The sequence below is a fragment of the Halorhabdus sp. CUG00001 genome (assembly GCF_009797925.1).
Classification (GTDB): Archaea; Halobacteriota; Halobacteria; order Halobacteriales; family Haloarculaceae; genus Halorhabdus.
In genome coordinates this window covers 502,706-529,067 of the sequence record NZ_VOLB01000001.1, presented here as the reverse complement: position 1 = coordinate 529,067, position 26,362 = coordinate 502,706, and the positions used below count along the sequence as shown (strand labels likewise).

Genomic DNA, 26,362 nt, shown 5'->3' with positions numbered 1-26,362 from the left:
GCGCGAGATTGAGCAGAGGTTAGACGAGTTGGACCCGGATCCGGTGGATGAATATCCCGTCTTAGATACGCTGGCCGAACTGTTGGGCTATGACTGGGAGACTGTGGAAGAGGGTGAGCAGTTAGTCCGCCGGAAAGAGACGGGGCAAATATACTATTTCCCGCCGGAGTGTAGGGCGGCTATCAGTGACGGATTCAAGGACGGGTAAGAAAAATAGTCAGACGCCAAACGTGTGAATCCGCTCACGATAGATCGGTTCAATCCTCTCCGACAATATCTTGGAGTAACACTTTCAATTCGGGGTTTTCGTCCATTTTCTCCTCGAATTGCTTGACTAGGTCTTGGTCGTCACTTCCGGGTTCGGTTTCGGCGTAATCCTGCTTCATGTCGTCATCGACTTGCTCTTCAACTTCGCGGGCGTCAGGCGAATAAGTCATCCCACAGTACGGGCATGATTTCCAGTCCCCGTCAAGCGGTTCGCCACAGTTATCACAGACAGGCGGGGTTAGCGGACTCTCCTCGTCGGGTTCTCTGTGCCCGCGAGCGATCTCAGCGTCTTTGATATAATCCTCGTCAGTCAAGTGAGCATAGGTCCGCTCCATCACCTTACTGTCGGGTTCATGGCCGATGAGGTGTTTGATCGTGTCATTATCCATGCCGTAGTCCCGCTTACAGACAGTAACGAAATAGTGGCGGAAGTTGTGGGCATTGACTGGTTTGTCCACTCCAACAGCGTCACCGATACGTTGTAGCTGGCGATAGACAGTACTGGGATTGAGCTTGTCACCGGCCCGGACATTATCGCGGTTCGTTTGCTTGTGCTTGTGGGTGATTAGGTAGTCTTCGGGTTCCCCAGTAGGATGCTGACGTTTCCACTCCCGAACGGCTTTCTGTGCGCCTAACAGCGGGCGTTTCCCTGACGCACCTTTCAAATCACCGTCATCCTCATTGAGGTAGAATGTACCCTCTTCGACATTCACGTCTTTGAGGCGAAGATTAAGGATAGCACTACGTCGCTGGCCCGTATAGAGGAGTAAGTCAACTAGACAGGCGTCACGGGTGCCACGCCGTTTTGCCTCGTCACGAATCGCTTGCACCTCGTCGGCCGTGAACATATCGCGTTCATCAACCGGAGAATCCTCTTGGTCGGCAAAGTGGATCTCTTCGCGGTCAACCCCTAGGTCGTCATGGTATAGATAGAACCGGCGGATCGGACCCTGCTTGTTCCGAACCGTCCCATTGGAGAGTCCTTCGTCTTTCACACGGTCAACCCGACCATTCAGGTATGCATCCATCAAGCGGTTAATATTGTATTCCGTGGCTTCGGTTAGGTCAAACTCGGCATCAGCCGCGACTCGTCGGATTTCACGGGCATACCGGGCAAGGGTTCCGTCGCTCTTGGTGGCCCCGTCCGGCATTTGGTAAGTGTTCCGTTGTGGATCGTTTGCATCCAGAAATTCGAGGATACGGGTTCGTTCATCGTCACTAATCTCGTCGTCATTCCGGATCCGCTCGCGGGCCGTTTCGTACCGCTCTCGCATCGATTTAGCCATCTGTGACTCTATATTGTACGTCAAACTCCACCCACTTATAGAATACGCATTGTTTACACTCACGCACGAAACCTTCGAAGACGAGTGGTACAATTACGGACGTGGCTCGACCGAGAGTGCGTTCCTCCACGGGATGGTGCAAGTCGCTGCCGGGGCGTACAAGTATCACGACTTCGACAACGACGCGGGGATGGCGAGCCTCTTCGAAACGGCCCTGCAGTATCTCAGCGATGTCCCACGAGACTACTACGGCGTGGACGTCCTTGCAGTTCGGACCGTACTCACGCAGGCGCTGGATGCGCCAGCATCGCTGGACGGATGGGCGATCTCTCTCGATGGCGGGCAACCAACTGCGAGCGAGGCCGATTACCGATTTGCCGAGTCACTGGAGTAAACGCCCAGCCCAACACCGTCATCGAGTGTCAGCCCATTCGAAAAAGACACGCGGTAGAGAGTGCTCCTCGAAGTCAGGAAAATCTGCGTTGGCTCTCTTTGCCGCCGGGTGTGTCCACTACGGCGTGGATGGGAAGACTGCCGTGTGGTCGATCGGCGAGGCGACACCTGAGTGGCGGAAGGGTTCGTTCGGAAAAGAAACCCAGACGTCGAGGTCTCAAAGGCCCAACGAGGCAGTCAGCAGGCACCTTTCGCGGAAAGCGGCAGGCCTTTGTGGGCCACGGGCGAGGATCGGAACATGGCTGACAGTTACGACACGGTTTCAGTCCCCGAGGAGGGACAGCCCATCGAAGTCCTCGACGAAGAAGCAGACGAACTCGACATTCCGGAAAATCCGATCGTGCCGATCATTCACGGTGACGGGATCGGGAAAGACGTCGGCCCGGCCGCCCAGAAAGTCCTGGACGCTGCCGCCGAGGCCACCGGCCGCGAGATCGCCTGGATGCGCGTCTACGCCGGCGAGTCCGGCCGCGAACGCTACGACGAGAACCTGCCCGACGACACCGTCAACGCGATCGACGAATTCCGCGTCGCGATCAAGGGGCCGCTGACGACGCCCGTTGGCGCGGGCTTCCGGTCGCTGAACGTCGCGCTCCGACAGACGCTCGACTTCTATGCGAACGTTCGGCCGACCTACTATCTCGACGGCGTTCCCTCGCCGATGAAAGCCCCCGAGGAGATGGACATGGTGACCTTCCGGGAGAACACCGAGGACGTCTACGCCGGCATCGAGTGGGAGGAAGGCACCGAGGAAGTCGAGCAAGTCCGGGAGTTCGTCGAGAGCGAGATGGGCTACGACGAGACGATGCACGACGGCCCGATCGGCATTGGCATCAAGCCCATCACCGAGCACGGCTCGAAGCGACTCGTCCGGAAGGCCATCGACTACGCCCTCGAACACGACCGCGAGAAGGTCACGCTCGTCCACAAGGGCAACATCATGAAGTTCACCGAAGGGCAGTTCGGCGAGTGGGGCATGGAGGTCGCCGAGGAGGAGTACCCCGACGAGGAAGTCTTCGCCGCGCCGGACTCGCTGTGGGAGACCCAGGACGAGGTCGACATCCCCGAGGATGCCGTCATGGTCGAAGAACGGCTGGCCGACGCAATGTTGCAGTGGATGCAACTGCGCACCGACGAGTTCGACGTCCTTGCGATGCCGAACCTCAACGGCGACTACCTCTCAGATGCCGCCGGGGCTCAGATCGGCGGGCTCGGCATCGCGCCGGGTGCGAACTTCGGCGATGCTCGCGTCCTGGCAGAGCCGGTCCACGGGTCCGCGCCCAAACGCGCTGGCCAGAACATGGCCAATCCGACCGCGATGATTCTCTCCGGTCGCCTCATGTTCGATTACATGGGCTGGGACGAGGCCGCTGACCTCGTGCGTGACGCCGTCGAGGAAACGATCTCCGCGGGCAAGGTCACCTACGACCTCGAACGCCAACTGGAGGACGCCGAGAAGCTCGGCACCGAGGAGTACGCCGAGGAAATCGTCGCGAATATCGAGGAACTCGCGTAAGACGGACAGTTTATTCGATTTTTTCGCACTCGTGTAAACGCAACGCCCTTTGCTGTCGATCGAGAATTCTCGCCAGTCACGACGATGGACGATTCCGACTATCGCATCGAAGGTAGCGGCGACCGCGAGGACGCCTACGAGGTTCGCTTTGCGGTCTTCGTCGAGGAGCAGGGCGTCGACCCCGATATCGAGGTCGACGAGCACGAAGACGAGGCGATCCACTTCGTGGCCTACGCGGACGACGAGCCTGTCGGGGCCGCCCGACTGCGTGAACCCGAGGCCGGCGTCGGGAAGGTCGAACGCCTTGCCGTCCTGCAATCCCATCGGGGGAACGGACTGGGCAAAGCCCTCATGAACGCCGTCGAGCGCGAGGCCCGTGATCGTGCCCTCACGACGCTGACCCTCCATGGCCAATTGCGTGTCGCCGAATTCTACGAGTATCTGGGCTACGAGCGCGCCAGTGAGGAGTTCATGGAGGCCGGGATTCCCCACGTCGAGATGACGAAGTCACTCGAGGCGTAGCCAGAGCGTTCAAGTCGCTCCCAAGACAGGGGCGTGTATGTACGCGGTCGTCGGGTGTTCGGCTTGCAGTGCACTGTGGGTGGTCGAAGGACGCCCCGAGACGACACAGTGTCCGCGCTGTGGGAAACGACGGCAATTCGACAGGCTCAAGAAGTTCGTCGAGACAGCAGAGGCCGATGCAGCCAGAGAGGTCAGGGCGGCGATGCTCGCCGAGCGCCAGGACCTGGGTGATGCCTTCGATGGACTGGATTCGTACGCGGAGATGGACGACCGCGTCCACGAGGACGTGATCGACGACGAGACGTATCTCGAATCGAAAGGGGTCGATAGCGAGCAGGTGAACGCGGCTGCCGACCGGGCGAGTGCGGGAGCGACGACGGGCCCAAGCCGCCGGGAGGTCGTCGTGGAAGCGCTCGAACGTCTCGACGAACCGGACGAAGATAGGGTGTGTCGGTACGCGAGCGAGCACGGCGTGTCAGAATCGTACGTGCGACAGGCACTCCAGTCGCTGGTCAGGTCGGGCCAGGTGACCGAAGAACGCGGGACGTACCGGCTACTGTGACGGCGGACAGGCGAGTCCGGCTGCCCACAATCGCACGGCTGTCACCACACGAACACTCCGGCCACAGCGCGGGCTGAGTGAAAGTGCCGTGAGCGATCCCGGCATAGCCGTCCCGTGTATCGCACAGTTTGAAGGGGGACGAGAGCAAACTCTGGAAGCGTGACCCAAGGAGACCTCGACGATTCGACCGTCTCGGTGCCGATCGTCGCTGGCCTCGGTCTCGTGGCGACCAGCGTCGTCTTTGCCGGCCGGACGGCTGCCGGCGTGACCGTTCGAATCAGCGGCTACGACGTGATCGCCCTCACAGCAGGCACACTGGCAGTCGGTCTCGGTGTCTGGGGCTTACTCGCTGCGACTCGGGGAGCCTACAGACGGGGTGTGGGCGCACTGTCGGGGTCGGCGGGCATGGCGATGGTCTTTCTGGCTCCACAGGCCCGCTCTGGCCCCCTGTTCGTCGGGACTGGCGCCATGATACTGGTTCTCAGTGGACTGTTTATGATCGCGGAAGGGCTTGGATACGAACTCGTCGCGGTCGACGATGACGAAGATGGTGAAGCGAGTACAGCCCAAGAGTCAGAGATGGACGCCTGATTAGCGGCCGAGTTCTTCGTGGGCGCTCGAAAGGTGTCGGGAGGCGAGTGCACCCAGCAGAGACAGTTCACCCGCAAGCGACGCGGCGGCAATGACCTCGGCAAGTTCGTCGGCGTTCGAACCGACCGGATCGCCACCACCCGCGACGCCGAGGATCGACAACGCTTCGGACTGGGTTGGCAGTGCGGTCCCACCACCGACGGTCCCCACTTCGAGCGACGCCAGCGTCACGCTGGCGTACAACCCGTCCTCACGGGCTTCCAGACTCGTGATCGCGTTCGATCCCTCGACTACTTGCGCTTCGTCTTGGCCCAGCGCGAGGAACGCGGCCCCGACGATGTTCGCCACGTGGGCGTTAAAGCCCAGACTGCCGGCTTTGGCACTCCCAACGAGGTTTTTCCGGGTGTTGACCGCCGCGATATCTTCGCTGGTCGCGTGGAAGCGGTCCGCGACGACCGCGTCCGGAATGAAGACGTCCGCACCGACCGTGTATCCCCGGCCCTCGACAGCATTGATAGCCGCGGGTTTCTTGTCCGAACAGAGGTTGCCCGACAGCGCCACTAGCTCTGCCGGTGTCTCGTCTTCGACGAGTTCACTCGCTGCGCGGCTCGCGATCGTGACCATGTTCATCCCCATCGCGTCACCCGTATCGTAGCGGAATCGGAGAAACACCGAGTCACCGACGACGTACGGCGTCACGTCCTCGAAGGCAATGTGGGGGTCGGTCTCCTCGGCGACGGATTCGATCTCGGCCTCGTGGTCGCGGACCCAGTCAGCGACCGCGGTAGCCTCGGCAACGTTGTCGACGGTAAATACCGGCGCGCGGGTAATTCCCGACTTCGCGATCGACGTCGTCGCACCACCCGCCTCTCGGATCGCAGTCATACCACGGTTGACACTCGCCACGAGCGCACCTTCGGTCGTCGCCAACGGGACCCGATAGTCGTCGTCGGCTACGTCGCCATCGACCGGGAGCGGTCCCGCAACGCCGAGTGGTACCTGGATCGCGCCGATCATGTTCTCGATATTGGGCTCGGCGTCGGCAGCATCGATCGAATACGAGCCGACCGTCTCCAAATCCGCCTCCGTCTCGGATTCGATGTAGGCTCTACGTGCACTCGCTGCCTCGTCGGCAGGCGCGTACTCGTCGAGTTCGTGCAGACGAAGTTCACCGCTCCGGAGACGCTCGAGGAGGTCAGTCGCGTCAGCCATACGCGTACACTCGACGGCTGGCCTCCTAACAGTTTGCGTTCCGGACGGCAATACCGAAGCGCCTCGAATCCGGAAACCAGTAGCTTGAAGGATCCTATCGTGCCAATTCCCGACGGAATAAGCTCAAACGAGTAGACTGCCATCTAGCGGACTGGAAGTCGCCTCCAATCGCGCCCGGGACATCAACAGTGGCCCTGGAACGGCAAGCCCGGGAAATGTAGAGACTCCCATCATAATGGTGGCGAGAATTCCAGTATATGCTGGAAAGATATCATCTACTAAATTTTCGACGGATATACACCAAAAGTGTGTTAATGCGATGGGTTTTGGCGAGGATACAGAATCTGATATGTGGTAATGGGATGTTGATAGATGTCGAATGAATGGCAACCGGCTAATATATACGAGGTGTTGTCAGATGATCGTGCGCGTCAGATCCTCGTCGCGACCAACGACGCCCAACGATCGGCCCAAGATATCTCCGATATCTGCGATGGAAGTCTCTCCTCGATCTATCGCCGTCTCGATATTCTGTCCGAATATGACTTGCTCGAAAAGGAGATCCGGATCGACCAAGACGGACACCATCACAGCGTCTACGAGCCGGATTTCGAAGCGATCGAAGTCCAACTCGACGACGACGTTATCGAAGTCACCGTCGACCGTGGTGGAGAGACAAACACGCACGTCGAAGAGTGGCAGTCACTCGATTTTTGAGGGTTTGGCGGCCGACTGCCCGGGCAACCAACGTGATCAGAATGGCCGTCGAGTGTGTTTCAGTGAGTCAATACGAGTAGTTTGTCGTCAGCCCTGACGAGGCAAAACGGACCTGGCGGCGAGTTGAACGTGTGTGTCTGTTTCTCAGAGATGAGGAGTTTCTCGAAGGGCTTCGAACAGGCCGGGCAAGCAAACCCTTCGCGGTTGGCCAGATACATGGTTTCTCGGTCCTCGCTCAGCAGTTTCAGTCCGTGTCGATACTCGTGGACGTCGAAGCCGCCGTTCACGTCCAGCTGTTCCATACGTGCTGTAGGAAAACGAGCGCCTTCAATCCAGTCGTCCTCAGGCTGCCGCGCCGACGTACAGCGCGACGACCAAGAAGATCCAGACGGCATCGACGAAGTGCCAGTACATCGAGACTGTGCTCACGGACGTGTGACGGTGCTCGGTGTACTGGCCAGCGAGGCCGCGAGCGTAGATAATTCCCAACAGAATGGCCCCGAGCGTCACGTGGGCACCGTGGAGGCCTGTCAACCCGTAGAAGGCGCTCCCGAACGTCCCTTCAGTGATCGAAAAGCCCTCGCCGATGATGAACTCGTAGTACTCGTAGGCTTGGCCGGCGATGAATACGACTCCCAGGGCCAACGTCACGCCGAGCAACTGCATGAAGCGTTTGCGATTCCCTCGGCGGAGATAGACGTGGGCGAAGTGTAGCGTCACACTGCTGGCGATCAGGATTGTAGTGTTGATCAAGACGAGACTGCCAAGCAGGTGGGGCAGTTCCTGGGGCGGCCACGCGCCAGCCCGAATGAAAAAGTAATAGACGAACCCGGCGCCGAAGGTGGCGATCTCCGAACCCAGGAACAGCAACATCCCAAACCGGAGCGCACTGGATGAACGCGTCGCGGTCCCTCGCTCCCAGAAGTCGGCGACGAAGGCGTGATACAACCAGCCGTACATCCCGACCAACAACAGCAGGACGCTGCCTGCGATCGTCGCCGGCCCGACGATCGAGCCAACCAGCGCGTCTTCGCCCATGCCGAGTACCCACAACGCGACCCCGACGTAGAAGCCCGCCCCGCCGACAGCGGTGATGAAGGGCCACCAGCTGGCCTCGCCGAACCCGCGGGGCCAGTCCTCCTCGGCGGGGAGGTGATGGCCGTCGTGTCCGTCTGAATCCTCTACGATGCTCATGGGAACTGCTACCCAACCGACGGCTAAAAAGCCACCTTCGGGGGACCCTTTTGCCGGCGTCCGGCCTGTGAGGGCGCTCCCGGACGCCACCGTTCGGAACTTACAGGTCCCCGACCGCCGTAGGCGCTGGCAATGGACTGGCGCCCTGGACGTGTGCTGGCCCGATCAGCTTCGGCAGGTGGGTGGGTCGTCGCGTTCCTCGTCGTCACTGGATCGGGGCGCGCTCACGGCGGCAGCCTGGGGGCGGCCGCACGGGAGTCAGTCACCGTCCCGACGTGGCTGTTTTTGCTCACCGGCGGGGCGGCCGTCGGGGCGTCGTTCTTGTTGGCCTCGTTCGTCACCGACCGACGCCTGATCGATGCGCTGCACGACTGGCAAGTGGCGATCCCGGTTCCCCGCTCAGGCTTGCCCATTGCCCTGGTCCGCATCGTGGGCGTCCTGGGCCTCGTTTGCATCGTGGCGATCGGCTACCTGGGACCGACCCAGGGACTGGGTAATCTCGCCGTCCTCGCCGTCTGGGTCGGCTGGTGGGCGGGCTATACGGCCACGACATACCTGCTGGGTGGCACCTGGCACGTTCTCAACCCCTGGCGGACGATCGCGACCTGGCTGCCGTCCCTCGATCGATCGCTGCCGAACGTGGGGGCCTGGCCGAGCGTCGTCGGCCTCCTCACGCTCATCTGGATCGAAGTAGTGAGTCCGCTTGCGGACGCGCCCGCGTTGCTCTCGACCGTGGTCTTGGGATACTCCGCCGTGACACTTGGCGGGGCTGTCGTCTTTAGCTCTGAAACGTGGTTCGAGCGTGTCGACCCGGTGACCCGCGTGTTCCACTACTACGGCCACGTCGCGCCGATCGCGACCGGGCAGACGGCAACGGCCACTGATCGAGCGACCCTTGAGGGGGGCCGGCTCTCGGTCCGGGGGCCAGGCATCGGGCTGACGCGAGCCAACCTGGTCGGGGACACCAGTGAGGTCGCCTTCGTCGTCGCGCTACTGTGGTCGACGACCTACGACGGGTTCGTGACGACGCCCGCCTGGCGGGCGATGGCGCGTCCACTGGTCGAGGTGGGTATCCCGGCTCACCTCTTGTATCCGCTCGTCCTCGTCGCAGGGTTCGTGTTCTTCCTTGCAATCTACCGCCTCGCCGCCCAATACGCCCGGCAGACCGGCGAGACGTACACGTCCGCGCGAACTCTTGCCAGGCGATTTGCTCCGCCGCTGGTCGCGATCGCGGCCGGGTACCATCTCGCCCACTACCTGGGCTACTTCCTCTCACTGGTGCCCGTGCTGGTGACGGTCCTCGGTTCGCCGCTATCGGCCCCCGCGACCGTGCCCGTCCTCTCGCTGCCGGGGTGGTTCGGCGCGGTCCCGGTCGCGAGCGTCCTTGCGGGCCACCTGCTTGCGATCTGGATCGCCCACGCGACCGCCTTCGAGTTATTCCCGGGCCGCTTGCAGGCGATCCGAAGCCAGTACCCCTTCATCGCGGTGATGGTGCTGTATACGATGACCAGCCTCTGGATCGTCACCCAACCGTCCATCCAGCCGCCGTTCCTCTGATCATGTCCACCACCAATATCGACGAGATAGCGTTCGACGTGCCCGAAGACGCTGAGGCCCACCGGTGTCCAGAGTGTGGCCGCCCGTTCGTCCGCGAGGAGTTGTTGGCCCTCCATCGCGGCTACGAGCATCCAGACGCTCTGGAAGAAACAGCAACAGCGGCCTTCGAGGAAGCCTACGAATCCGAGAACGACCAGCTTGCGGTCTTCCGTCTCAAGGCCTTGCTCGCGCTGATCGTCCTCTACTTCCTGTTGTTGATGACCTACGCGCTGGTTTGACCGACCGCGGGACAGCTCGGTGACCGACCACTCGTTATTGGTCGCGATCGCCGATCGACACCCCGGCCACCTGCTCGAAGAACTTCACGACCGCAGCCATGTCTTGGCCGCCGTGGCCCATCCCGCTCGCGGCGCTGAACGTTTCGCGGGCGGCAGCGGTCTGTGGCAGGGGAACACCACTCTCGTTGGCTTCCTCGACGGCGTATCGGAGATCTTTGAACTGGAGGTCGATCGGGAACCGGGGCTCGAAATCGTCCGCAGCGATGTTTTCACCCTTGATCGAGAACAGCGGCGAATCGACGGCACCTGCTTCGACGACGGTCAGCATGTCGTCGTACGCGAGTCCCTGGGCAGTCCCAAAGGCCAGGGCTTCCGCGAACGCACTCATCATGTCCCCGAGCAGGAGATTGACGAACAGTTTCATACGGGTTCCGTCTCCGACCGCGCCACAGTCGACGACAGGCTCGCCGATAGCTGAGAGAATACCCTCGACCTCCGCGATGAGGGTATCAGGACCGGCAGCGAGGACGGTAAGCGTCCCTTCTTTGGCCGGGCCGACCGTCCCCGAAACCGGTGCGTCGACGTAGCGGCCGCCGACGTTGTGGACAGCTTCGGCCGCGGCTGCAGTCGCTGCCGGGGTAACGGTACTCATCTGGAGGACGATCGTTCCATCTGTTAAGCCGTCGAGAACGCCGTCTTCTCCCTCCAGAACGGCCTCTAAGGCCTCGTCGTCAGTAACCATCACGATCACGACGTCGGCTCGTTGGGCGACTTCGGCGGGGGAATCAGCCACGTCGTGGCCGGCATCGGCGAACGGTTCGGTCCGCTCGCGCGTCCGATTGTACACGCACAGCGGATAGCCAGCGTCGCTAACGTTCTGGGCCATCGGCGCGCCCATCGCACCGAGACCGATGACTCCGACTGTTTGGGTCATGCTGATGACGGTTGCTGTCCCAGCGATAGAAACGTAACGAAGGAGGTGTCGAGCGACAACGCTGATAGTGGTCGGGTGAGAACGGGGCCACATGAGCGAGAACGCTTGGGTCGACCAGATTGCCGCCGAACGGATGCAAACCGACCAGGAATTCACGGAAGAAGTGGCAACATCGCCACTGTCCAGCCAGCAGTGGGGCCTCGTCATGACTGCTGTCGAGTTTCAGATCGATGGGGCGGCACAACCAGAGACAGCCCAACTCGTTGCCGACACGGGGAAACTCTCGAGCGTAATGCCGGAACTCCGGCGAATGGAAGATCGTGGGGGCGGCGGGATTTCGGCCGACAACGCTGGCACAGCGGCCAGTAGCGGCGGGCTGCTCGACGGTATCAAAGGTGCTCTCGGGCTCGGAGGCGGCCAATCCGACGCACTTCAGGCGGCAGCCGAGGAGTTGGTCGGAAAGTACACCGACCGGTTACAGTCACGTCTCGATGAGCGCGGGCGATGGGCAGAGGTCTGTGAGCAGGCCCAAGAATCTTAACCCTCGTCTCCAGCGTGAAACAAGGGTAGCTCCTCGGCCTCGTAAATAGTAAGCAACTCGGTGACCAGTCCGTCGGAAGACTCCCCGTCTACCCGGAGCCCGTCGAGACGCGCGATGGGCTCCTCGTCGAGTTCGACGGTTGGCACACAGGTCGTATTTTTGACGGCAATCGTCTTAAGCGAGGGAGCAGTACGAACGTGCTGAATGGCAACAAGTAGCGAGGGACGCGTACGACAGCAGAGAACGAGCCGGGGTGACCGCTGGTGACCGGTCCACACCAGGGACAGCCACTCGAAACCGCCGGGACGTCTATCGATGCGGCGGCTGCCGCGGTCGTCCTCGTCCACGGCCGGGGCGCGACAGCGGGGAGCATCTTGCAAATGACCACCGAGTTGCCGACCGACGGTGTGGCGTATCTCGCCCCACAAGCGGCCCGAAGCACCTGGTATCCCAACCCGTTCACCGCGCCGGTCGATACTAACGAGCCGGGACGGACCTCGGGCCTGCAAGCGATCCGAGCAGCGATCGACAGGGCTGGAAACGCGGAGATCTCACGGAGCGCGATCGCTCTCGTGGGCTTCTCACAGGGGGCGTGTCTCGCCAGTGAATTCGTCGCACGCGAACCACGACGGTACGGGGGCCTCGCGGCACTCAGCGGCGGGCTCATCGGCGAAACCATCGAGCCCGAAAGCTACGAGGGCGATCTAGATGGGACGCCGGTCTTTCTGGGCTGTAGTGACGTCGATCCACACATCCCCGCCGAGCGCGTCCACGAGACGGCGACGGTCTTTGAACGACTGGATGGTGACGTGACCAAGCGGCTCTACGAGGGCATGGGCCACGGAATCAACGAAGACGAACGGGCGTTCGTCGCCGACATGATTGCCGAACTATCCGCAGGCAACGAACGGGAAACGTAACCGACCGACGAAAAGGCGACGGTCGTTACTTATAAAGGCTCTGTCCGGCACTGCCGGCGACGTCAGCCAGGCCGGCGTAGACCTCGGCGATGCGCTCGCGGACGTCACGACCGCCGACGCGCGGGTCGAAGCGGTCCTTGTTCGGCGACCACTCGACGTCGTTGAAGAACGAATCGCGCTGGTCTTCGACGCCTTCCGGCGGGACAATATCGTTCGCTTCCTCCCGGTAGAGGTCGAACAGCGTTCGCGTGTACTCGTACTGGTAGCGTGTGTCCTTGTTCACCTTACAGATGCCACGGTTCATGAAGTCCGACAGCTGGTCGGGCTGGAGACCCGAGGAACCGTGCAGGACCAGCGGCGTCTCAAGACCGTGATCGGCGAGTGTCTCGTGGATCTCGGTCGCGAGGTCGGGCTTGAGATCGAGGTCTTTGCCCTTGGCGACGCCGTGCTGGGTGCCCACGGAGATCGCCAGCAGGTCCGTGCCGGTCCGGTCGACGAACTCGACGGCCTGCTCGGGATCGGTATAGAAGGCTTCCTCGGCGACGATCTCGTCTTCGACGCCTTTGATCTGGCCGAGTTCGGCCTCGACGAGGATCTCTTCGTCGGCCTGCTCGGTCTTTTCGACGACTGCTTTCGAGCGGGCGATGTTCTCCTCGAAGTCCTCGTGGGAGGCGTCGATCATGATCGAGGACGGAATGGCCGTCTCGACTTGCATGTCGATGAAGTCCATGTCCGTCTGGTGGTCCATGTTGAGGAACACGCCGACGTCGTACTGTTCGGCGATGACGTCGATGTAGTTCCCCATCGCGCGTAGCCCCGCCTCGGCGTCGCCGTTGCCGGCAAACCGGCACGCGCCGGCGCTCATCTGGATGAGGAGATCGGAGTCGGCCTGTTCGGCCCCCTCCATGAGCCCCATCATCGTGTTCGGTTCCGCGACGTTACTTGCTACGAGTCCGAACCCTCCGTCTAGGGCCTCGTCGTACACGTCCGCGAGTTCGTCTCCGCCGTAAAACGCCATCAGTAGGTCACCATCGAGACCTTTCGCTGCCGGCGTTAAAACATATGCGAAAATCGCCGCGACCGTGGGTTCAAATCGGGGTGCGTGAGACAGGAGTTACCCGCGCATCGACCACACGCGAACGTCGTCCATCAGTGCTTCCGGATCGAGTTCCCGGATACTCGGCCCCTTGACTTGCACGAGGTGGGCAGAGGTTGCGACGCCCGAACGCAGGGCATCTTCGTCGTCCCAGCCCTGTTCGTAGGCCCACAGCGCACCGGCGAACATCGAGTCCCCAGCTCCGACCGTATCGACGACATCGACGTCTAAGGAGGGCGCATACAGCGTCTCCTCGGGCGTGACGAGGACGGCCCCTTCGGCCCCCATCGATGCGAGCACGCGCTCGTAGCCCCACGACTGGAGTTCCTGGGCGGCTTCCGCACAGTCGTCGATCGTCTCGATCTCGATGCCGGTCGCGTTTGCCAGCTCCTCCCGGTTTGGCTTACAGTATTCGTAGGTGTGTTCCAGCTCGGGCATCAACTCGCCGTGGATGTCTAAGGCTGTCTCCCAGTCGCCGGCTTCGGCGAGTCGATCGACGTCTTCGGCATCCATGCCTGGCGGCAGACTCCCACCGACGTTGATCAGCGACGGATCGTGTTCTTTGAGTGTTTCGATCAACTCGTCGACTTTCGCTTCTGGGACTTCCGGCCCGGACTGGTTGAGCTTGTACTCGTTCTCGGGCGGGAGAACCGTCGTGTTCATCCGGGTCGGATCCTCGACGTCGACGAAGTCCGTCGGGACGTCGTAGGTCTCGAGGTCCTGTTCGATGAAATAACCGGTGAATCCACCGACGATACCCGTCGCGACCGTCTCGGAGTCCAGTGCCCGGAGGAACTGTGAAACGTTGATGCCGTTGCCCCCCGAGTCGAACTGGGCATCACTCGAGCGTTGTACCGTGTTCGCTTCGAGTGCTTCGTCGATAACGATCGTCTGGTCGACCGCCGGATTCGGTGTAACTGTCAGTATCATGGTTCGTTCGTCTCCGAAACGTCGGTCTCGGCCCGACGTTTCCTGTCCCTCGAAAAATTACGCTACTGTCCCTTAAGGCAGTCGGTCTTTCCGAGCGCCCCAGAACCGTCCGACGAACGCGGGAGAGAAACTGATCGAGACAGCTTACAGCCGATCGAGTACAGCCTCGGTGAATTCCGTCGTCGAGGCCTCCCCGCCGAGATCAGCGGTTCGTGGCCCGCCTTCGAGTGTCTCCAGCACTGCCTGTCGGACCCGAGCCGCGTCGGCGTCGTACTCGAAGTACTCCAGCATCATTGCCGCAGAGAGGATCATCGCGCTGGGGTTGGCGACGCCCTCGCCAGCGATGTCCGGTGCCGAGCCGTGGACCGGTTCGAACAGCGCGTTGTCCTCGCCAATGTTGGCGCTTGGGAGCATGCCAAGCCCACCGACGAGGCCGGCAGCGAGATCCGAGAGCACGTCGCCGGCGAGGTTCGGCGTGATGATCACGTCGTAGTCCTCGGGGTGCATCACCAAGTGCATCGCCAGGGCGTCGATGAGTGCCTCGTCGTACTCGGCGTCCATCTCCTCGGCAACCTCTGTGGCAGTGTCGACGAACAGCCCGTCGGTCTTGCGCATGACGTTTGCTTTGTGGGCGAGCGTCACGTGATCGGCATCGTGTTCGTCGGCATACTCGAAGCCATACTCGGCGATCTTTTCCGAGGCGTCTTCCGTGATGAGGCGGGTCAGCGTCGCCACGTCGTCGGTGAGATCCGATTCGATACCGGCGTAGACACCCTGAGTGTTTTCCCGGATGAACACGAGGTCGGTTTCGGGCTTGACGGCGTCGACGCCAGGGTAGGCCCGGGCGGGACGAACGTTCGCGAACGAGCCGACATCCTCGCGCAAGGGGAGGATGATGTCGGCAGCGAGTTCGCCCGCCGCGCCGAACAGTGTCGCGTCGGCCTCGCGGGCCAGTTCGCGTGTCTCCTCGGGCAGGGGCGTCCCCTCTCGTTCGTAGACTGCGTTGCCGGCCCGACCTTCCACGAACTCGAAGTCTCGATCGAGCGCCTTCAGAACGTCCAATGCGGCCGGCAGCACTTCCTGTCCGATGCCGTCGCCAGGGATGGCAGCGATCTCTTTCGTCATGGCGATACCTCTCAGTGGGGACGAAAAGAGGGTGTCGATCCGTCGCACGATCCGCCCGGGAGAACTACACGAGCCGCAAAATCAGGACCCGAGCACAGGACGCTCATCGAGCGTTCCGTCGTTGCGTGGTTGGGCAATCAGGTTTCGTCGGCCAACTCCGCACCCAGCCCCGTGTAGGCGGCCGGCGTCAGCGCGGCCAGTTCTTCTGCAACAGCGGGATCGATATCCAACTCCGCGAACAACGCCCGGAAGTCCGCGAGCGTGACGTCCTCGCCGCGAGTGAGCGCCTTGACCTGTTCGTAGGCGTCACCGTGGCCCTCCCGACGGAGGATCGTCTGGACGGCCTCGCCGATGACTGCCGGCGTTGCCTCGAGTTCGTCTCGCATCACCTGCTCGTTGGGAACGACCTTGCCCAGGCCGCTTTCGAGTTTGCGATAGCCGATCAGGCAGTGGGCCAGGGCGACGCCCATGTTCCGCTTGACCGTCGAGTCCGAGAGGTCCCGCTGGAGCCGGGAGTTGGTGACGTAGCCGGCCAGGAAGTCGAGGTCGCTGTTGGCCTTCGAGAGGTTGCCCTCGCTGTTTTCGAAGTCGATCGGGTTGACTTTGTGGGGCATCGTCGAAGAGCCCGTCTCGCCATCGGCCGATTGCTGGCCAAGGTAGCGATCGGAGACGTACAGCCAGGCGTCCAGGTCGAGGTCGAGCAGGACACGATTGGCTCCCTGTAGGGCGTCGAACAGCGCCGCGAGGTCGTCACACGGGTTAACCTGCGTCGTGAGGGGTTCGTGTTCGAGGCCCAGCGACTTGACGAACGACTCGGCGAAGCTCGGCCAATCGACATCGGGGTAGGCAACGTGGTGGGCTGCGTACGTGCCGGACGCGCCGGCGAGTTTGCCCGCGAGGTCGTCACTGGCTTCGATCCGGCCGATCGCACGCCCCAATCGAGACGCGTAGACGGCCATCTCCTTGCCAAAGGTGGTCGGCGTGGCCGGTTGGCCGTGCGTGCGAGCCAGCATTGGCGTCTCGCGGTACTCCTGTGCGAGCTCGACCAGTGCGTCCCGGACGTCCCGCAATGCGGGCAAGAGGACCGCCTCGACGGCCGGTTTGAGGAGCAATCGGTGGGCGAGATTGTTCACGTCCTCGCTGGTGAGACCGAAATGCAGCCACTGATCGGCCTCGAGGCCCGCCGGCTGGCGTTCTCGAAGGAAGTACTCGACGGCCTTGACGTCGTGATTGGTGGCGTCGTAGGTTTCGGTGCCCGCCGTCTCGATCTGTTTGACGAACGCTGCATCCTCATCGTTGAAATCCTCGTAGATGGCCCGGAGCGCCTCGCGCTGGTCGGCGTCGATTTCGAGTGGCGTTGCGTCCAGGTCCGCGAGGGCGATCAGGTACTCGACTTCGACGCGGACGCGAGCGCGGATGAGCGCGGACTCGCTGGCGTAGGGAACCAACGGTTCCGTGTAGCGTGCATACCGGCCATCGAGTGGCGAGACGGCCGAGAGGGGGTCGCGGTCGGTCATAGCTCAGGGTGTGGCCAGTGGGCGATTAAGGTTGCCGGTCCGGAGTTTCGATCGACAGGATTTACTGCACCCACTGAAAACGACCTGATGCCCGGTGGGGTGGCAGAGCGGCCTATTGCGCCTGCCTTGAAAGCAGGTATCCTCACGGATTCCTGGGTTCAAATCCCAGCCCCACCGCTTGTGAGGCAACGAACGTGACTGAACAGCGGTGCAACTGGGGTTGCGCCCTGCCAGTCGCAGTCCCGGAACGGCCGAGCAACGCGAGGCCGCATGCCCGGAACGTCTGGCTCCGGTTCAAATCCCAGCCCCACCGTCAGACTGCTCTCGTCGTCTGACGAGTCCTGCCTCGCAAGGCTCGCCAGGACACCGTATTTTGACGCGAGCAATCCGCGAGCGTCAAATCCGTCAACTGGGATTTGAAGTACGGCAGACGCGCCTAACGAAGTGAGCACGTTTGCCATCGGGTTCAAGTCTTGATCGACTTGTTACTCTCGTCGCTCGACGATTGCCTCGCTATGCTCGGCAAGATGCCGTTTTTGACGTGAGCTGACCCGGAGTGCCACAGACAGCAACCGAGTCAACGATAGCAAGAACTTTGTAGTGCGTGAACAAACACCATGAGTTAGGGATGTCTCCCGAAACCTGTGCCGTCTGTGGCGGGACAGTCCCGTTCGACAGCACGGTACATCTGCTCGTCCATACTCACGACGAGGGGGGAGCGATCGATTACTACGTCTGTCAGTCCTGTTACGAGGAAGATGTCGCGCCCCTGGTAGCCTGAATTTCTTGATTGTACACCCAGTGGTCGTGGTATCACGGCTCTCGGAAGGGTTATCCGCCTATCAGCCCTACAATTGTTTGCAATGGCAGACGGAAAGGTGGATTTCTTCCACGACACTGGCGGTTACGGTTTCATTACGACTGAGGACGCCGAGGATGACGTTTTCTTCCACATGGAGGACGTTGGCGGCCCGGACCTCGAAGAAGGACAATCGATTGAGTTCGATATCGAACAGGCCCCCAAAGGGCCCCGCGCGACGAACGTCGTCCGCGCATAACTCATCACGCCGCTGCCTGATGGCAGCACTGTGATTGCGATCCATTACTTCAGAAAGACTACGTAGCGAGCGACAGCCTCGTGGTGGGATGTTGAGACGGCAACCGATCAGTGGACGCTTCCGTGACAATTAAGTTGTGTATACAACTATTTTGGCCATGTCCGATCGTGAGTTCATCGCCTGGCACGTGTCCCTGGCGGGGCGAGCCCTCAGCCGGACGATCGAAGACGAACTGTCGGCATACGATCTGGGCCGCGGCGAGTACCGCGTCCTGTTCGCGCTCACCGAGCGCGAGGGAGTTACGCAGACAGATCTCGTCGAGAAACACCATCTGGAGAAGAGTTCGATCGCCCGGGTCGTCGCCCAACTCGAGTCGAAGGGCTACGTCGAGACACGGCCGGACCCCGAGGATCGTCGCCGAAAGCGACTCTACCTGACAGAAGCCGGCCGTGATCTTCGCGAGGAGGTCACGGCGGTGAAGGATCGCGTCGACTCGCAGCTAACCGACGGGCTGTCGCCGACTGAAGAAACCAGGCTCGTCGAGTACCTGCGGACGGTGTGTCGGAATCTGGACGTAGCGTTGCCGGAGGATGAATCGTGACCACGAAATCCATACGGCGTCGTCTCCGGGACCGCATCCCGCTGTCGCCCTCGGCAGGCGCTGCGCTCTGGGTGATCGTCGCCTCGGGGACGCTGACGGTGATGGCGGGGGCGATCCTCGGCCCGGTGGTCAACCAAATCCAGTCCGGGCTTGGCGTCAGTCAGTCCCTGGCCGGGCTCATCATCACGACCCACGGGCTGTTTATCGTCCTCACGAGTCCGATCGCCGGCGTCCTCATCGATCGATACGGTCCGCGAAAACCGTACATCCTCGGGCTGATCGTCTACGCCGTCGCCGGCGGTGCCGGACTCGTCGTCACATCGTTCCCTGTCTTGCTCGTCACGCGGGCAGCCTTGGGCGTCGCCGTCGCCTTCGTCTACACGGGCGTGACCGTTCTCATCTACAATCTCTACGAGGGGAGACGGAAAGACCGCGCGATGGGGCTTCGCGCGAGTGCCAACAGCGTCGGCGCGTCGGTCTGGCCGCTCGTCGGCGGGATCCTCGGGACGCTCTCCTGGCAAGTACCCTTCGGCGTCTATCTCATCGGCCTGCCACTCGGCGTGTTAGCGTTCCTCTTCGTCCCCGAGCCGGCGATGGCGTCGACCAGTTCGGAAACGGACGAGTCAAGCAGTAGTCTCGGAGCGCTCGTGGACGTGATCACGGGGACACCGCTGCTCGTTTTCGTGTACTTGCTGTACTTTCTGGCGAACGTCCTGCTATATTCGATCATCGTGTTCTATCCGGGCGTCCTGGAAACCTTCGGCATCGAGTCGTCGTTCCAGATCAGCCTGTATCTCTCGGCGATGGGCATCGCTGGCGGCGTCAGTGCCGCGCTGTACGATCGGGTCCGGCAACGGTTCTCATACGGGCAATTGGCGCGAATCGCGCTGGTCCTCTGGACGATCGGCTTTGCGATCGTGCCGATCGCGGAATCACCACTCGTCGCTATTCTCCCGGTCGTCCTGTTCGGACTCGGCCAGGGACTGGTCTTTCCGACGGCGATGCTCTGGGTTGAAGAACTGGTCCCACCCGACCGGAAGGGGCAGTTCAGCTCCTACATCGCCATGTTCGGCTACGTGGGACAGTTCCTCTCGCCGGTACTGTTCGGTCCCGTCGCCGCCGGTTTTGGAGTCGCTGCGGTCTTCGGCGTGGCTGCCGGCGTGGTCGCCACGCTTCTTGTCGGAACGGCCGTCTGGTATCTAGCCTGATCAAGTGTCGTTCGCTGGCCCGTTGTCCGTCGAGGACTCACCGACAACGACTCGATCAGGGATGTCGGGATCGGGCTCGCGGCCGACGGTCAGCAATCGCTCGGTGAGGGTCAGATCTGCCTTTGCGGGGTCTGGTTTCTCCATCGTCTCGTACTCGACAGCTATCCCCTCCTCGGTCGAAGCGAAGCGAGCGATACTCAACCGGAACGACGGGTGAAACACCGGCGGGAGCAGCCCCGCAATGACGGGACGGCGATGGAAGCGTTTGAGCCACGAACCAGTGTTGACGATCGCCCGGCCGTCGACCGTCTCGACCGAGGGTCGATGGGTGTGCCCGTAGCAGAAGACCGCGATCTCCGGGTTTGCCTCGAAAAGGTCAGTCGCCGCGTCGACGTAGGGCTCGCTCGGGTCGACGGTGAACTCCGTCTCGACGAGGCCAAACCGGTCGATCGTCCGCTTGAAGTCCTGAAGGATGAACCGCGAGGGAATCCAAACGAGAACCAACACGCCCACGATAGCCACGTTGATGGCCAGCACGGCGAGTGCGAGCGTTCCGGCCGACCCCAAGCGGCCGAAGGTACCCTCGATCGTCTGGGTCGGTAGCGACCAGACGCCGACCAGATCGAGGCCGGCGGCGATCGCGACCAGCGCGCTCAAGTTGAACAACAAGAGAAAGGGGACAGCAGCGTACCGGAGGAGGGGATGCATCTCGTTGTAGAAGTACTTCGAGAGGAACCAGACCGGGACGCGCTCGGTCGGGGTCACCGCCTGGATATCTTTCAGCCAGTTGCCTCGTCCGCGGTCGGACACCTGCCCGGCACGACTTGTCACCAGCGTATTGTAATAATAACCAAGGGGCTTCTCGTGGGGGTTGCCAAAGTCCTCGAAGCGATTGTTCGGGTCGCGTTGATTCCCGTGTTCGAAGTATAGCAGGCGGTCATCGATCGAGCGCGTGAGGGACTGGTCCTGGGCGAGATCGACGTTGTAGGCGGCAAATCGCTCGACGTAGGCGTCGTAAGCGGCGAGTTCGTGATCGTGGTTGCCCGGCAGGAGCGTGATTTGAATGTTTTCGCCCGTCGCGCGCAGTTGTTCGAACAGCTCCGGATACCGCTCGACCAGGGCGTCGAACTTCTCGATACCCTCGATCGTGGTGAACTCCCAGAGCCCGAAGGCGTCCCCGTTGATGAGTAATTCGGCGTTCTCGTCGGTCTCTTCTAAGCGTTCGAGGAAGGCGAGCAGCTCGTCGAGAAACTCGACGTGTTCTAACTGTTCGTCGCCACCGATATGGAGGTCGCTGATCGCATAGTAGACCGGTTCGGCGTCGGCCATCGTCTGAGCGTGCGCGCCCAGCCACAAAACGTCTCGGGAGTGGCCTTGGCGATTCGCAACTACTTTGCTGGCGGCCCGCGCCCCATCGCACATGAAGCTCGCCGGAATGGCCTCGAACAGGGGGCGCAACCTGCTGAATATCGCCGACTGCGCGCCGGGTGGGGCGGAGTTCGCCGTCATCCTGACCAACGATGCCGACGCGCCGGTCCTGGAGGAAGCCGCCGACCGTGGTATCCCGACCGAAGTCGTCGAACAGGGCGAGGACGAAAGTCGGGCGGACCACGAACAGCGCGTTCTGGATGCGCTGGCCGACTACGAGTTCGATCTTGTGGCCCTGGACGGCTACATGCGCATCCTCAGCGAGACATTCCTTGAGGGCGCGCCGACGACGTTGAACGTCCACCCCGCACTCTTGCCGGCATTCAAGGGCATGAGTCCGCACGAGGACGTCCTCGATGCGGGCGTCAAGACGACCGGCTGTACCGTCCACGTTGTGGACGATTCTGTCGACGATGGCCCAATCGTCACCCAGGAACCCGTGCCCGTCCACGAGGGCGACTCCGTCGACGATCTCAAGAACCGAGTCCTCTATGAGGCCGAGTTCAAAGCCTATCCGCGCGTGATCGAGTGGTTCGCCGAGGATCGCGTCGAGATCGACTGGGATGCAGGCACGGTCGCCGTCGAGGGCGACGACGGCGGGGCCTATCCCACACGGCGGCTCGATAGCGACGACCGCGTCCGTCAGCTCCGGTACGGCGAGAACCCACACCAGGACGCCGCGCTCTATGCCGATCGGACCTGCGACGAGGCCAGTGTCGTCCACGCCCCCCAGCGCAACGAGGGCGCCAAGGGCATGGGCTATAACAACTACAACGACGCCGACGCCGCGCTGAACATCGTCAAGGAGTTCGACGAGCCGGCCTGTGCGGTCATCAAACACACCAACCCGGCGGGTTGTGCGGTCGCCGACTCGATCAGCGACGCCTACGCCGACGCCCTTTCGACCGACCCCAAGAGCGCCTTCGGCGGTATCGTCGCCCTCAACCGCGAGTGTGACGCCGCGACGGCCGAACAGATCATCGACTCGTTCAAGGAAGTCGTCGTTGCACCGGGCTACACCGACGATGCGCTGGACGTACTCTTCGAGAAGGACAACCTCCGAGTCCTGGACGTCACAGAGCAGTTCGATCCGACCGAGACGCTGACCGAGAAGCCGATCGTCGGTGGGCGACTCGTCCAGGATCGGGACCTGCAGACGGTCACCGCGGACGATCTGGAAGTCGTGACCGAGCGCGAGCCGACCGACGAGCAGATCGAGTCGCTCCGCTTTGCCTGGCAGACGATCAAGCACGTCAAATCGAACGCGATCCTCTTCGCGAAAGGGACGGAAACGGTCGGCGTCGGCGCGGGCCAGGTCTCGCGGGTCGATGCCGTCGAGATCGCGAAGATGAAAGCAGACAGCGACGCCGAGGGCAAGGACGCCGAGGGTGCCGTGATGGCGAGTGACGCGTTCTTCCCATTCCCCGACGGGATCGACGCGGCCGACGAGGCGGGCATCGAGGCAGTCATCCAGCCAGGCGGGAGCGTCAACGATGACGACGTGATCGAACGGGCCGACGAACTCGACATCGCGATGGTGTTCACCGGGTCGCGCGCGTTCCGTCACGATTGAGTCCCGGACCTCAATCGCCGCGGCTATACACGGTTTTCAGCAGTTTGGTGCTTGACGCTCCCACCATCCGAATGAGGACCCTTTAATATCAGTCACCGTAACGGCAACACGAACGCATGCGACGAAGTACACTCGCCCTGGTTGCTCTCGCCGGGATACTGGTCCTCGCCGGGTGCAGCGGTGGGGGGACCACGACCGCAACGAGTCCAGACCAACCGACGGACGAACCGACAGCATCGCAACTCCAGCAGCAGGCGATCACGGCGATCAGCGACGTTGCGGCGTATCACGCCCAGCAAAACGCCACGATCCGCCAGCAGGCGAACAATCTCAATCGGTCGTCGACGCTGGACATCGACTACCAGGTCGATCGAACGGCTCGCTCACTCGAGTCGCATCGGACCGCTGTCCAGAGTGGCCGGGAAGTCGTCGTCGATCGATATATCGTCGAGAAGACACTCTACCAGCGCAGTGAACAATTCGCGTCGGTGTATGGGTCCGAGTGGGTGAAAAACGATCTCTCCGATAACTTCACCCGACAGTGGCATTTGAGCGATCAGCTCTGGCGATACAAGTTCATGCTCGGGAACGCGTCACTCTCGAACGTCACGACAGACACTGTCGACGGCAGCGAGACGTACGTCGTCACCGCTGACGTGAACATGGAGGAGTTCAACGCGGCCCTGAACGAACAGCTGAATCTGCCCGAGAATGCCTCCCAAACGACGAGCGGAAACACAACCATTTCAGCCACGTTCTGGATCGATACCGAAACCCACCGGCCAGTCAAAGTCGAGCGGGCGGTGTCTGGTACGCAGACTGTACAGGGCCAGACGATCGAGTTCGAACGTGAGGTCGAGACGATGATACAGTACGACGCCGTCTCGATTTCGCTCCCGGACGAGGCCGAGGACGCAGTCGACATCGCCAATCAGTAGCTGACCGCGATCAGCGACTGGAATCGAGCGGGTGTTTTTCGAACGGAGTACGTCCACAGCGAGGGTAACTCAGAGTTACCTGCGAACAGCCGCGTTTTTATTGGCGTGGCTGTGACAATCACCACGATGACGAAGTCACGATGGGTGGGCATCGCCCTGGCACTGCTGCTCGTCCTCTCGGGGTGTACTGGAAACTCCGCGACGACGACCGAGGGACCACCGGACATCGCCGAGAACGGAACAGTCCCCGCGGCGGCAGATCTACAGGCGGCGACCCTCTCGGCGATGAGCGGCGTCGATGGGTACACAGCCAACCAGACCACGACGATCGTCCGGCAAACGGACGACCGTAATCGGACGACGACCGTATCGGTCAGCTACGCCGTCAACCGGAGCGAGCGAGCGCTGATTTCAAATCGGTCGACGACTGGCCCCGACGGAACGGTGAACGTCACTCGCTATCTGGTTGAGGAAACACTCTACCAGCACAGCGAGACGTTCACCGAGGAGTACGGCACGACCTGGATCAGTCGCGACCTCTCGGAAAACCCCACGCGGTACTGGCAGCTTTCGGATCAGCTCTGGCGATACCAGTTCACACTGGGCAACGCCACGCTCTCGAACGTCACCACGGCGACCGTCGATGGTGTCGAGACGTACGTCGTCACAGCCGACGTCGACACGGAAGAGCTGAACACCGCCCTCAGGGAGTCGCTCGATCTCCCACCAGGGATCTCGCTGGCCTCGGAGGGCAACGTGAGTCTCACGGCGAGGTTCTGGATCGATTCGGAAACTTATCGCCCAGTCCAGGTCGAGCGAACGCTCGAAGAAACGCGAACGAACGACGGAACGACAGTGCAGGTCACGCGGGACGTGACGACAAAGGTCACGTACGGTAACGTGTCCGTGTCGCTTCCTGATGCCGCCGAGGATGCCCAGTCAGTCGGTGACCAGTGACCGGCAGTTCGCAGTATGTGAGGGCTGAATCGTGCCCACCTACGGCGTTCGTGCATTACTGCCCACCACAGCCCAGCAAAGCGCCTGATTTTATGAGCGCGGGGACGGTTCCAGCGGACACCCACCGATGACACGCATTCGACTCGTTGTCGCCCTCCTCGCGGTCCTCGCAGTGGCCGGTTGCCAGGCGCCGATGGCCGAGCCACAACTGGATGGATCGATCGCCGTCGAAGGTGAGAACATCTCAGTGTCACCCGAATCGGTCTATGCCGGGGTTCGCACGGTCGCGGACGCCGACGTCTCCCCGCCGGAACGCATCGATGTCCTCCCGAACGCGTCGGCGTTTCGATCACTGCCGGGGTTCGGTGCCGGAAGTCTCCCTCCGTTCTACGAGCTAGTTGGCTTTCACAACTCAACGGTCCCCGATGGCTCGACCCTCGATCGCATGGAAAACGGCGCAACCTATAATACGGGACTGATCTACATCCTCCCAGCACCGGATGGCGATCCCGCGAGCACCGAGTGGGTCCTGGCCCACGAGTTCGGCCATTACGTCAATCTACAACTCGGTCGCGTCACCGATCTCGGTGGCAAACTGGGGTCCTCGACGGACGAAGCTTACGTCGCCGGGGCAATCAGAGAAGGGGCGACCGTCTTCACGACGGACACGTACCTACAGCGGTACGGCAACCGTACCGAGCCGACAGCGCCAATGTACGAACGACTTATCGGGACCCTTCCGGCCGGAGAGTATGCCCGATTCGGTCTCAGCAAGTACGTCCACGGCTATCGATACGTGTCGAGTCGGGTCGAGGACCCGAGTGGACTCGATAACGTCTTCGAACAGCCGCCCACGACCAGCGAACAACTGCTACACGGGTATGCTCCCGGCGAGGAACCGCCCGCAGAATTGAACGTGACAGTCGAAGCGACTGAGACATGGGGCGTCAGTGGGACCGATCGCCTTGGCGAAGCCTTCGTCCGGTACGCCTTAGAGAACGGCGTGGACAGCCAACGGGCGGCCGATGCCGCGGCCGGGTGGGGCGTCGATCGGTTGTACTATCTCAGGCCCGCGAGCGGCGGCAATACGTCCTACGCTTGGACCTTCCGGTGGGACGACGCGGCCAATGCCAGTGCGTTCGAGCGCACGGTCGAGGTGTATTTCGAGGAACGCGCCGACAGGCACGAAACGGGCTGGAAGCTCGCCAACACCTTCGCATCCGTCCGAGAACCGACCGATCGGACGACGGTCCTCCTGTTCGGGAACCGGTCTCTCGTATCCGAAACGGAGAGTACCGCGACAGGACAGGGCCAGGTGCACATCGGCCTCCCGGAGAAACCGAGCGTTGATGGGGAAGCCAGTCAGTGAGCGGACAATCCG

The 26,362-nt window shown here is 61.9% G+C and carries 29 protein-coding genes, 1 tRNA gene and 1 pseudogene; 20 read left to right on the top strand and 11 right to left on the bottom strand.

What is annotated here, in order from left to right:
* Nucleotides 1-43: 43 nt before the first annotated feature.
* Nucleotides 44-208 (top strand): hypothetical protein, encoded by a 165-nt coding sequence (locus FR699_RS02655; protein WP_158853796.1) that lies wholly within the window; start codon nt 44-46, stop codon nt 206-208.
* Nucleotides 209-257: 49 nt separating this feature from the next.
* Here FR699_RS02655 and FR699_RS02650 read toward each other — a convergent pair whose 3' ends face one another.
* Nucleotides 258-1,541: a site-specific integrase gene (locus FR699_RS02650; protein ID WP_233263360.1), complete on the bottom strand. Its 1,284-nt coding sequence runs from the start codon at nt 1,539-1,541 to the stop codon at nt 258-260.
* Between the two features lie 73 nt (nt 1,542-1,614).
* Between FR699_RS02650 and FR699_RS02645 the strand changes: the two are divergent.
* The 5 genes and pseudogenes from FR699_RS02645 to FR699_RS02625 all read left to right on the top strand — a co-directional run.
* A pseudogene (locus tag FR699_RS02645) lies at nt 1,615-1,947 on the top strand (DUF309 domain-containing protein); the annotation flags it as partial.
* A 297-nt stretch (nt 1,948-2,244) separates the two neighbouring features.
* Nucleotides 2,245-3,522, top strand: a complete 1,278-nt coding sequence (gene icd, locus FR699_RS02640) for an NADP-dependent isocitrate dehydrogenase (protein ID WP_154551907.1) — start codon at nt 2,245-2,247, stop codon at nt 3,520-3,522.
* Between the two features lie 84 nt (nt 3,523-3,606).
* A complete protein-coding gene (locus tag FR699_RS02635) occupies nt 3,607-4,044 on the top strand; it encodes a GNAT family N-acetyltransferase (protein ID WP_154551908.1) in 438 nt (145 codons plus the stop codon).
* Nucleotides 4,045-4,081: 37 nt separating this feature from the next.
* Complete coding sequence (locus FR699_RS02630) at nt 4,082-4,606, top strand: DUF5817 domain-containing protein (RefSeq protein ID WP_154551909.1); 525 nt, start codon at nt 4,082-4,084, stop codon at nt 4,604-4,606.
* A 159-nt stretch (nt 4,607-4,765) separates the two neighbouring features.
* Nucleotides 4,766-5,197 (top strand): hypothetical protein, encoded by a 432-nt coding sequence (locus FR699_RS02625; RefSeq protein ID WP_158853791.1) that lies wholly within the window; start codon nt 4,766-4,768, stop codon nt 5,195-5,197.
* Here the strand turns inward: FR699_RS02625 and hmgA are convergent, their stop codons facing one another.
* Nucleotides 5,198-6,409 carry a hydroxymethylglutaryl-CoA reductase (NADPH) gene (gene hmgA, locus FR699_RS02620; protein ID WP_154551910.1) on the bottom strand — a complete coding sequence of 404 codons (1,212 nt, stop codon included), beginning with the start codon at nt 6,407-6,409 and terminating at the stop codon, nt 5,198-5,200.
* A gap of 411 nt (nt 6,410-6,820) precedes the next feature.
* Between hmgA and FR699_RS02615 the strand changes: the two genes are divergently transcribed.
* Entirely contained in the window at nt 6,821-7,126 is a 306-nt protein-coding gene (locus FR699_RS02615) for a helix-turn-helix domain-containing protein (protein WP_154551911.1), read from the top strand.
* Nucleotides 7,127-7,185: 59 nt separating this feature from the next.
* Here the strand turns inward: FR699_RS02615 and FR699_RS02610 are convergent, their stop codons facing one another.
* Nucleotides 7,186-7,428, bottom strand: a complete 243-nt coding sequence (locus FR699_RS02610) for a flagella cluster protein (RefSeq protein ID WP_154551912.1) — start codon at nt 7,426-7,428, stop codon at nt 7,186-7,188.
* A 40-nt stretch (nt 7,429-7,468) separates the two neighbouring features.
* Entirely contained in the window at nt 7,469-8,320 is an 852-nt protein-coding gene (locus FR699_RS02605) for a heme-copper oxidase subunit III (RefSeq protein ID WP_154551913.1), read from the bottom strand.
* 132 nt (nt 8,321-8,452) lie between these two features.
* On the opposite strand from FR699_RS02605, the gene FR699_RS02600 reads away from it, so the two are divergent.
* Nucleotides 8,453-9,877: a hypothetical protein gene (locus FR699_RS02600; RefSeq protein ID WP_233263358.1), complete on the top strand. Its 1,425-nt coding sequence runs from the start codon at nt 8,453-8,455 to the stop codon at nt 9,875-9,877.
* A gap of 2 nt (nt 9,878-9,879) precedes the next feature.
* A complete protein-coding gene (locus FR699_RS02595) occupies nt 9,880-10,155 on the top strand; it encodes a C2H2-type zinc finger protein (RefSeq protein WP_199268276.1) in 276 nt (91 codons plus the stop codon).
* A 34-nt stretch (nt 10,156-10,189) separates the two neighbouring features.
* On the opposite strand, the gene FR699_RS02590 is transcribed toward FR699_RS02595, so the two are convergent.
* The gene (locus FR699_RS02590) at nt 10,190-11,089 is read right to left on the bottom strand and encodes an NAD(P)-dependent oxidoreductase (RefSeq protein ID WP_158853788.1); all 900 of its coding nucleotides are present in this window, start codon (nt 11,087-11,089) and stop codon (nt 10,190-10,192) included.
* Nucleotides 11,090-11,180: 91 nt separating this feature from the next.
* On the opposite strand from FR699_RS02590, the gene FR699_RS02585 reads away from it, so the two are divergent.
* Nucleotides 11,181-11,630, top strand: a complete 450-nt coding sequence (locus FR699_RS02585) for a DUF5799 family protein (protein WP_154551916.1) — start codon at nt 11,181-11,183, stop codon at nt 11,628-11,630.
* Here the strand turns inward: FR699_RS02585 and FR699_RS13090 are convergent.
* Nucleotides 11,627-11,776 (bottom strand): hypothetical protein, encoded by a 150-nt coding sequence (locus tag FR699_RS13090; protein WP_199268275.1) that lies wholly within the window; start codon nt 11,774-11,776, stop codon nt 11,627-11,629. The two genes, FR699_RS02585 and FR699_RS13090, sit on opposite strands and share 4 nt — an antisense overlap.
* A gap of 117 nt (nt 11,777-11,893) precedes the next feature.
* Between FR699_RS13090 and FR699_RS02580 the strand changes: the two genes are divergently transcribed.
* A complete protein-coding gene (locus FR699_RS02580) occupies nt 11,894-12,550 on the top strand; it encodes an alpha/beta hydrolase (protein WP_158853777.1) in 657 nt (218 codons plus the stop codon).
* Nucleotides 12,551-12,575: 25 nt separating this feature from the next.
* Here the strand turns inward: FR699_RS02580 and fba are convergent, their stop codons facing one another.
* The 4 genes from fba to purB all read right to left on the bottom strand — a co-directional run bounded on the left by fba (nt 12,576) and on the right by purB (nt 17,218).
* Entirely contained in the window at nt 12,576-13,568 is a 993-nt protein-coding gene (gene fba, locus FR699_RS02575) for a class II fructose-bisphosphate aldolase (RefSeq protein ID WP_158853774.1), read from the bottom strand.
* 96 nt (nt 13,569-13,664) lie between these two features.
* The gene (gene pfkB, locus FR699_RS02570) at nt 13,665-14,576 is read right to left on the bottom strand and encodes a 1-phosphofructokinase (RefSeq protein ID WP_154551919.1); all 912 of its coding nucleotides are present in this window, start codon (nt 14,574-14,576) and stop codon (nt 13,665-13,667) included.
* A gap of 144 nt (nt 14,577-14,720) precedes the next feature.
* The gene (locus tag FR699_RS02565; protein WP_154551920.1) at nt 14,721-15,701 is read right to left on the bottom strand and encodes an isocitrate/isopropylmalate dehydrogenase family protein; all 981 of its coding nucleotides are present in this window, start codon (nt 15,699-15,701) and stop codon (nt 14,721-14,723) included.
* Nucleotides 15,702-15,838: 137 nt separating this feature from the next.
* Nucleotides 15,839-17,218: an adenylosuccinate lyase gene (gene purB / locus FR699_RS02560; RefSeq protein ID WP_154551921.1), complete on the bottom strand. Its 1,380-nt coding sequence runs from the start codon at nt 17,216-17,218 to the stop codon at nt 15,839-15,841.
* A 93-nt stretch (nt 17,219-17,311) separates the two neighbouring features.
* Between purB and FR699_RS02555 the strand changes: the two genes are divergently transcribed.
* The 5 genes from FR699_RS02555 (at nt 17,312) to FR699_RS02540 (ending at nt 20,085) form a co-directional block, all read left to right on the top strand.
* Nucleotides 17,312-17,395: transfer RNA gene (locus tag FR699_RS02555), tRNA-Ser, on the top strand.
* 451 nt (nt 17,396-17,846) lie between these two features.
* Nucleotides 17,847-17,999, top strand: a complete 153-nt coding sequence (locus FR699_RS13085; protein WP_195837642.1) for a hypothetical protein — start codon at nt 17,847-17,849, stop codon at nt 17,997-17,999.
* An 82-nt stretch (nt 18,000-18,081) separates the two neighbouring features.
* The gene (locus FR699_RS02550) at nt 18,082-18,276 is read left to right on the top strand and encodes a cold-shock protein (RefSeq protein WP_154551922.1); all 195 of its coding nucleotides are present in this window, start codon (nt 18,082-18,084) and stop codon (nt 18,274-18,276) included.
* 157 nt (nt 18,277-18,433) lie between these two features.
* The gene (locus FR699_RS02545) at nt 18,434-18,877 is read left to right on the top strand and encodes a MarR family winged helix-turn-helix transcriptional regulator (RefSeq protein WP_154551923.1); all 444 of its coding nucleotides are present in this window, start codon (nt 18,434-18,436) and stop codon (nt 18,875-18,877) included.
* Nucleotides 18,874-20,085, top strand: a complete 1,212-nt coding sequence (locus FR699_RS02540) for an MFS transporter (RefSeq protein ID WP_233263357.1) — start codon at nt 18,874-18,876, stop codon at nt 20,083-20,085. Before FR699_RS02545 ends, FR699_RS02540 begins: the two co-directional genes overlap by 4 nt.
* Here FR699_RS02540 and FR699_RS02535 read toward each other — a convergent pair whose 3' ends face one another.
* Nucleotides 20,086-21,414 (bottom strand): metallophosphoesterase, encoded by a 1,329-nt coding sequence (locus tag FR699_RS02535; RefSeq protein WP_154551924.1) that lies wholly within the window; start codon nt 21,412-21,414, stop codon nt 20,086-20,088.
* Nucleotides 21,415-21,505: 91 nt separating this feature from the next.
* Between FR699_RS02535 and purH the strand changes: the two genes are divergently transcribed.
* The 4 genes from purH to FR699_RS02515 all read left to right on the top strand — a co-directional run bounded on the left by purH (nt 21,506) and on the right by FR699_RS02515 (nt 26,350).
* Nucleotides 21,506-23,086 (top strand): bifunctional phosphoribosylaminoimidazolecarboxamide formyltransferase/IMP cyclohydrolase, encoded by a 1,581-nt coding sequence (gene purH, locus FR699_RS02530; RefSeq protein WP_158853771.1) that lies wholly within the window; start codon nt 21,506-21,508, stop codon nt 23,084-23,086.
* Nucleotides 23,087-23,202: 116 nt separating this feature from the next.
* Nucleotides 23,203-24,024, top strand: a complete 822-nt coding sequence (locus tag FR699_RS02525) for a DUF6612 family protein (RefSeq protein ID WP_158853769.1) — start codon at nt 23,203-23,205, stop codon at nt 24,022-24,024.
* 126 nt (nt 24,025-24,150) lie between these two features.
* Complete coding sequence (locus FR699_RS02520) at nt 24,151-24,981, top strand: hypothetical protein (RefSeq protein WP_158853766.1); 831 nt, start codon at nt 24,151-24,153, stop codon at nt 24,979-24,981.
* Between the two features lie 127 nt (nt 24,982-25,108).
* Entirely contained in the window at nt 25,109-26,350 is a 1,242-nt protein-coding gene (locus FR699_RS02515; protein ID WP_158853763.1) for a hypothetical protein, read from the top strand.
* The last annotated feature ends 12 nt before the right edge of the window (nt 26,351-26,362 follow it).

What these genes read in the sequence shown, in the direction of transcription:
- icd (WP_154551907.1), top strand. Translation starts at nt 2,245, where the DNA reads ATGGCTGACAGTTACGACACGGTTTCAGTCCCCGAGGAGGGACAGCCC.
- FR699_RS02635 (WP_154551908.1), top strand. Translation starts at nt 3,607, where the DNA reads ATGGACGATTCCGACTATCGCATCGAAGGTAGCGGCGACCGCGAGGAC.
- FR699_RS02550 (WP_154551922.1), top strand. Translation starts at nt 18,082, where the DNA reads ATGGCAGACGGAAAGGTGGATTTCTTCCACGACACTGGCGGTTACGGT.
- pfkB (WP_154551919.1), bottom strand. Translation starts at nt 14,576, where the DNA reads ATGATACTGACAGTTACACCGAATCCGGCGGTCGACCAGACGATCGTT.
- FR699_RS02600 (WP_233263358.1), top strand. Translation starts at nt 8,453, where the DNA reads ATGGACTGGCGCCCTGGACGTGTGCTGGCCCGATCAGCTTCGGCAGGT.
- fba (WP_158853774.1), bottom strand. Translation starts at nt 13,568, where the DNA reads ATGGCGTTTTACGGCGGAGACGAACTCGCGGACGTGTACGACGAGGCC.
- FR699_RS02650 (WP_233263360.1), bottom strand. Translation starts at nt 1,541, where the DNA reads ATGCGAGAGCGGTACGAAACGGCCCGCGAGCGGATCCGGAATGACGAC.
- FR699_RS13085 (WP_195837642.1), top strand. Translation starts at nt 17,847, where the DNA reads ATGTCTCCCGAAACCTGTGCCGTCTGTGGCGGGACAGTCCCGTTCGAC.
- FR699_RS02630 (WP_154551909.1), top strand. Translation starts at nt 4,082, where the DNA reads ATGTACGCGGTCGTCGGGTGTTCGGCTTGCAGTGCACTGTGGGTGGTC.
- FR699_RS02590 (WP_158853788.1), bottom strand. Translation starts at nt 11,089, where the DNA reads ATGACCCAAACAGTCGGAGTCATCGGTCTCGGTGCGATGGGCGCGCCG.
- purH (WP_158853771.1), top strand. Translation starts at nt 21,506, where the DNA reads ATGAAGCTCGCCGGAATGGCCTCGAACAGGGGGCGCAACCTGCTGAAT.
- purB (WP_154551921.1), bottom strand. Translation starts at nt 17,218, where the DNA reads ATGACCGACCGCGACCCCCTCTCGGCCGTCTCGCCACTCGATGGCCGG.
- FR699_RS02525 (WP_158853769.1), top strand. Translation starts at nt 23,203, where the DNA reads ATGCGACGAAGTACACTCGCCCTGGTTGCTCTCGCCGGGATACTGGTC.
- FR699_RS02610 (WP_154551912.1), bottom strand. Translation starts at nt 7,428, where the DNA reads ATGGAACAGCTGGACGTGAACGGCGGCTTCGACGTCCACGAGTATCGA.
- FR699_RS02565 (WP_154551920.1), bottom strand. Translation starts at nt 15,701, where the DNA reads ATGACGAAAGAGATCGCTGCCATCCCTGGCGACGGCATCGGACAGGAA.
- FR699_RS02520 (WP_158853766.1), top strand. Translation starts at nt 24,151, where the DNA reads ATGACGAAGTCACGATGGGTGGGCATCGCCCTGGCACTGCTGCTCGTC.
- FR699_RS02545 (WP_154551923.1), top strand. Translation starts at nt 18,434, where the DNA reads ATGTCCGATCGTGAGTTCATCGCCTGGCACGTGTCCCTGGCGGGGCGA.
- FR699_RS02535 (WP_154551924.1), bottom strand. Translation starts at nt 21,414, where the DNA reads ATGGCCGACGCCGAACCGGTCTACTATGCGATCAGCGACCTCCATATC.
- hmgA (WP_154551910.1), bottom strand. Translation starts at nt 6,409, where the DNA reads ATGGCTGACGCGACTGACCTCCTCGAGCGTCTCCGGAGCGGTGAACTT.
- FR699_RS02515 (WP_158853763.1), top strand. Translation starts at nt 25,109, where the DNA reads ATGACACGCATTCGACTCGTTGTCGCCCTCCTCGCGGTCCTCGCAGTG.
- FR699_RS02585 (WP_154551916.1), top strand. Translation starts at nt 11,181, where the DNA reads ATGAGCGAGAACGCTTGGGTCGACCAGATTGCCGCCGAACGGATGCAA.
- FR699_RS02605 (WP_154551913.1), bottom strand. Translation starts at nt 8,320, where the DNA reads ATGAGCATCGTAGAGGATTCAGACGGACACGACGGCCATCACCTCCCC.
- FR699_RS02595 (WP_199268276.1), top strand. Translation starts at nt 9,880, where the DNA reads ATGTCCACCACCAATATCGACGAGATAGCGTTCGACGTGCCCGAAGAC.